This is a genomic window from Patulibacter sp. (assembly GCF_030655195.1).
Classification (GTDB): domain Bacteria; phylum Actinomycetota; class Thermoleophilia; order Solirubrobacterales; family Solirubrobacteraceae; genus Patulibacter.
In genome coordinates, this window is sequence record NZ_JAURWA010000021.1 from 1 (window position 1) to 4,351 (window position 4,351).

General features: G+C 75.0%; 4 protein-coding genes. 1 reads left to right on the forward strand and 3 read right to left on the reverse strand.

The window, feature by feature from the left end:
• On the reverse strand, positions 1 to 1,882 hold a 1,882-nt coding region (murJ, locus tag Q7T67_RS02065; protein ID WP_304785670.1), incomplete at its 3' end, for a murein biosynthesis integral membrane protein MurJ.
• 135 nt (positions 1,883 to 2,017) lie between these two features.
• Here murJ and rpsT point away from each other — a divergent pair.
• Complete coding sequence (rpsT, locus tag Q7T67_RS02070) at positions 2,018 to 2,287, forward strand: 30S ribosomal protein S20 (RefSeq protein ID WP_304785671.1); 270 nt, start codon at positions 2,018 to 2,020, stop codon at positions 2,285 to 2,287.
• Between the two features lie 98 nt (positions 2,288 to 2,385).
• On the opposite strand, the gene holA is transcribed toward rpsT, so the two are convergent.
• Together holA and Q7T67_RS02080 are read right to left on the reverse strand one after the other, a co-directional pair.
• Positions 2,386 to 3,366, reverse strand: a complete 981-nt coding sequence (gene holA / locus Q7T67_RS02075; RefSeq protein WP_304785672.1) for a DNA polymerase III subunit delta — start codon at positions 3,364 to 3,366, stop codon at positions 2,386 to 2,388.
• Between the two features lie 128 nt (positions 3,367 to 3,494).
• A partial coding sequence (locus tag Q7T67_RS02080; protein ID WP_304785673.1) for a ComEC/Rec2 family competence protein occupies positions 3,495 to 4,351 on the reverse strand: 857 nt, incomplete at its 5' end.

Sequence of the window (4,351 nt, forward strand, 5' to 3'; positions counted from 1 at the left end):
CCGGGACGAGCCCGACGAGCAGGCGCGCCAGCCCGACGGCCAGCCACGTCGGCAGACGCAGCGGCCACGCGGCCACGGCGAGCGCGGACTCCGTCGTGCCGGCGAGGCGCCGCACGCCGGGTCGCCCGCCCGCGGCCACGACGCCGCGCACGCCCGGCAGGCGGGTGATCGGTCCGCGGACGCGCTCGAACAGGCGGACGAACCGGGCCCCCGCGGTCTCGAGCTCGCGCAGGCCCAGGTCGCGGGCGAGGCCGACGTAGACGACGCCGCCGGCCAGGAGCGACACGCCGAGGTAGACCATCGTCACGATCGAGGCCGCCGTCCCGTCGCCGAGGGCGTCGCTGCCGATCCGCCCGATCAGCACGACGCCGGTCGCCGCCAGCACGGCCAGGACCGACGCCACGAGCACCTGCAGCAGCGACCGGAGGACCGGCAGCAGGCCGAGCGGGCCGCCGGTCTCCTTGCGCAGCAGCCGGATCTGCAGGCCCACGAGGACCACGTTGCCGACGAACGTGCCGATCACGATGCCCGCGATGCCGAGCGGTCCGTACAGCGCGACCGAGACGGCGACGTTGGCCACGAGGCTGCCGAGCGCCAGGCCGGTGTTCGCCCACGGGCGCTGCAGCGCGAAGAAGGTGCGGCTGAGCAGGAGGCTGACGCCGTTGAGCGCCAGGCTGATGCCGAGGAAGACCAGGGCGGTCGTCGCCGTGTCGGTGTTCTCGTCCGTCCACTTCCCGCGCTGGAACAGCGTCTCGATGATGTCGTGCGAGATCACCGGGCTGGCGAAGAGCAGGCCCAGGGGCACCAGGAGCACGAGGATCTGGGCCATCCCGCCGCCGATCAGGCCGCGCAGCCCCGCCCGGTCGTCGCGTGCGACCGCTCGGCTGAGGACCGGGAAGAGGACCGTCACGATCGCCACGCTGAAGATGCCCTGCGGCAGCATGTAGAGGCGGAACGCCGCCTCGATCGCCCGCGGCCCGTCGTCGGAGACCCGCGAGGCCAGGATCGAGTCGATCAGCGCGCTGAAGTTGATCAGTCCCAGGCTGATGGCCACCGGGACCATCAGGACGAGGACCTGGCGCAGCCGCGGGTCGTGCAGATCGACCTTCGGGACCAGCCTGATGCCGTACCGGCGCAGCACCGGGACGGCCATCAGCAGCTGGGCGATCGTGCCGACGAGGATGCCGATCGCCTGGGCGTAGATCCCGTTCTCGGAGTCCGCCCCGCCGAACACCGGGAGCAACGCCAGGTTGATCACGATGATCACGAAGTTCCACACCAGCGGCGAGAGCGCCGGGATCGTGAAGTGGTCGTACGCGTTCAGCGCCCCCACGAACAGCCCGTTCAGGCCGAGCAGGAGCACCGTCGGCAGCATCACCTGGGAGAGCCCGACGGTCAGCCCGTTGCCCTCCGTCCCCAGCTTGCTGAGGACCTCGTCGCCGACGAACAGCGGCATGTACAGCGGGGCGGTGAGCATCGCGACCGCGACGAGCAGGGCCAGGCCCGCCAGGAGCACCCAGAACAGCGTCGAGAGCAGGAGCAGCGCCTCGCGCTTCTTCTTCTTCTCGAGCAGCTCGGTGAAGACCGGCACGAACGCGGCCGACAGCGCCATGTCGGCGAAGAGCGCGCGCAGCAGGTTGGGGACCGCGAAGGCGATCGTGAACGCGGACGCCGCGCCGCCGGCGCCGTACAGGGCGTTCGAGAAGATCTCGCGGATCAGGCCCGCGACGCGCGAGAGCCCGGTCGCGACGGAGAAGATGATCGTGTTGCGGGCGCGGCCGTCCGCGCCGCCCCCGTCGGGGATGACGCCCTCGGCGCCGCCGCCCTCGGGGTCCGGGTCGCCCGGGACCGCGACGTGGGCTGGCTGGCGGGACGGGGACACCGGTGCGGCATCCTACGGCCCCGGGCGGCCGACGGCCCGATCCGCGGAGCGACGCCCGGTGCCGTCCGTGCCACGGGGCGGTCGGAGCCGGTACGCACGGGGCCGGGGGAAGGCGTTACTCTCCCGGGTCGGCTTATGGCAAACATCGCATCGCAGAAGAAGCGCATCCTCCGTACCGAGCGCGAGCGTCTCGAGAACCGGCGTTACACGTCGTCGCTCAAGACCCAGCTCCGTCAGCTGGAGGCGGCCGTCAAGGCCGGCGACGCCGACGAGATCTCGGCGGCCCAGCGCAAGTACACCAGCCTGGTCGGCAAGGCCGTCAAGGCCGGTGCCCTGCACCGCAACACGGGCTCGCGCAAGATCGCCCGCGCCTCGCGCATGGCCAAGGCCGCCACGGCCGCCTGATCGGCCGCGGGCCGCTCTCGGCCCGCACCCGCAGCACCAGCAGCACCTGACGGCTCGTCGACGACGGGCCGTTTCGTCGTTCCCTCTGGGGTCGGCCCTCAGCGACGCGTCGTGACCGCCCCGATGACGCGGATCGCCTCGGTGTCCTGGTCCAGGGTGCTGTCGCCGCGGGCGGCCAGTTCGAGCCGGGCGATGCGGTCGACGGCGGCGGCCAGCGTGGTCGCGCCGACGTCGCGGGCCTCGTTCAGCCGACGGTCGAACTGGTAGGGCGCCATCCGGACGCTGCGCTGGATCTGGCTGCGGTCCTCCCCCGCCTCCAGGCGGCGGGCCAGCTCCAGCGCGACCCGCATCCGCGACTGCAGCACCCCGGTGAGCCGGGCCAGCGCCTCGCCCTGCGCCCGCAGCGCCAGGTAGGAGGCCACCGCGGCCTGCCGGTCGCCGGCCATGATCGAGTCGACGAGACCCCAGACCTGCTGCTCCGCCGCGTCGGCGACGGCCCCCTCGACCTCCGAGGTCGACAGGCGGGCGCCCGGGCCGTACTCCAGGGCGAGCTTCTCGAGCTCGCGCTCCAGGCGGACCCGGCGCTCGCCGACCTGGGCCACCAGCGCCTGGGCACCCGCGCCGTCGAGCTCGATCCCGAGCTGCTCGGCGCGCTCCTTCGCCCACCGCGGCAGGTCGCGCGCCTTGAGCGCCGCCTCGAGCACGATCGCCCCACCGATCTTCTCCACGGCGGCGGCCAGCGGCGCGGGGGCCTGCAGCTTCTTGTCCTCCATCGCGACGAACGCGACGGTGGTCGTCTCGCGGTCGAGGACCTTCAGGACGGGGACGATGCGGGCGGCGACCTCCTCGTCCTTCCACCGCTCGACCCCGTCGACCAGGACGAAGCGTCGCCCGAGGCCCAGGGTCATGGCGGAGAGCGTGTCGGCGATCGCGGCCGGGGTCGCGTCGTCGCCGTCGAGGTGCTCGACGCCCTCGGCGCCGACCTCGGCCTCGGCCGTGGCCTTCAGCCGGGAGCGCCGCTCGGCGACGCGGTCGTGGTCGTCGCCGTGGATCAGGTAGGCGGGCAGCCACGCGGTCATCGCGGCCCAGGGTATGCGATGGCCCGGCCGCGGCCCGGGCTCGGTCCCGGCGGGACGCGGGCGGGCCCTCGGCGGAACGAGGGGCAGACCGAGACGACCGGTCGAGGGACGGACCGAGGGCGGGCCGCTCAGGGCCCGCCGCCCGTCCGCGCCGGCGTGGAGGTGACGCCCCCGGGTCCCAGGGCGACGCCGACGGTGCCGTCCCGATCGGTGCGCCCGAGCGCGACGCCCGCGGTCCGGACCGCGTCGACGGTCGGCGGGGCCGGGTGGCCGTAGCCGTTGTGCGCGCCGACCTGCGCGACCGCCAGGCGCGGGCGCAACGCCTCGAGCAGGCGCGGGACGTCGTCGTCGGCGCTGCCGTGGTGGGGCAGGACGAGCAGGTCGACCGGGCCGCCGGCGGCGGTGCGCAGCGGGACGCCCTCGCGGTCGCTGGGGACGAGCACCCGGATCCCGCCGACCGTCGCGCGGACGACGACGGCACGGTCGTTGGGGTCCTCGCCGGCGGGTGGCGGTCCGGACCGCGACGGCGGCCAGCGGAGCTCGGCGCGCAGGGACCCGGCCGCCAGCCGCAGTCCCGACCGCGCCGGCATCACGCGTCCACCCGCCGCGGCGACGATCGACGCCGCCACCGCCGTCGGTGGGTCGTCGTGCCCGCTCCGTCCGTCGACCAGGAGCGTCGGCCGCAGCCGCGCCGCCACGGCCGGTGCGCCACCGGTGTGGTCGGCCGCGGCGTGCGAGAGGACCAGCGCGTCGAGGTGCGTCACGCCCTGCTCGGCGAGTCGGTCCACCACCCGCCCGTCCGCCGGCCCCGCGTCGACGAGGATCGTCGCGCCGCCCTGGCGCAGCAGCGTCGCGCTGCCCTGACCGACGTCGAGGACCGCCACCCCGTCGCCCGCCAGCACGCGCGGGCCCGTCGTCCCTCCGCGGGATGCCCCGCCGACGGTCGCCCCGACCGCCAGCAGCCCCGCCGCGGCGGCCGCGGCGA

Excerpts from the sequence above, each read along its gene's own strand:
- holA (WP_304785672.1), bottom strand. The coding sequence starts at position 3,366 with ATGACCGCGTGGCTGCCCGCCTACCTGATCCACGGCGACGACCACGAC.
- rpsT (WP_304785671.1), top strand. The coding sequence starts at position 2,018 with ATGGCAAACATCGCATCGCAGAAGAAGCGCATCCTCCGTACCGAGCGC.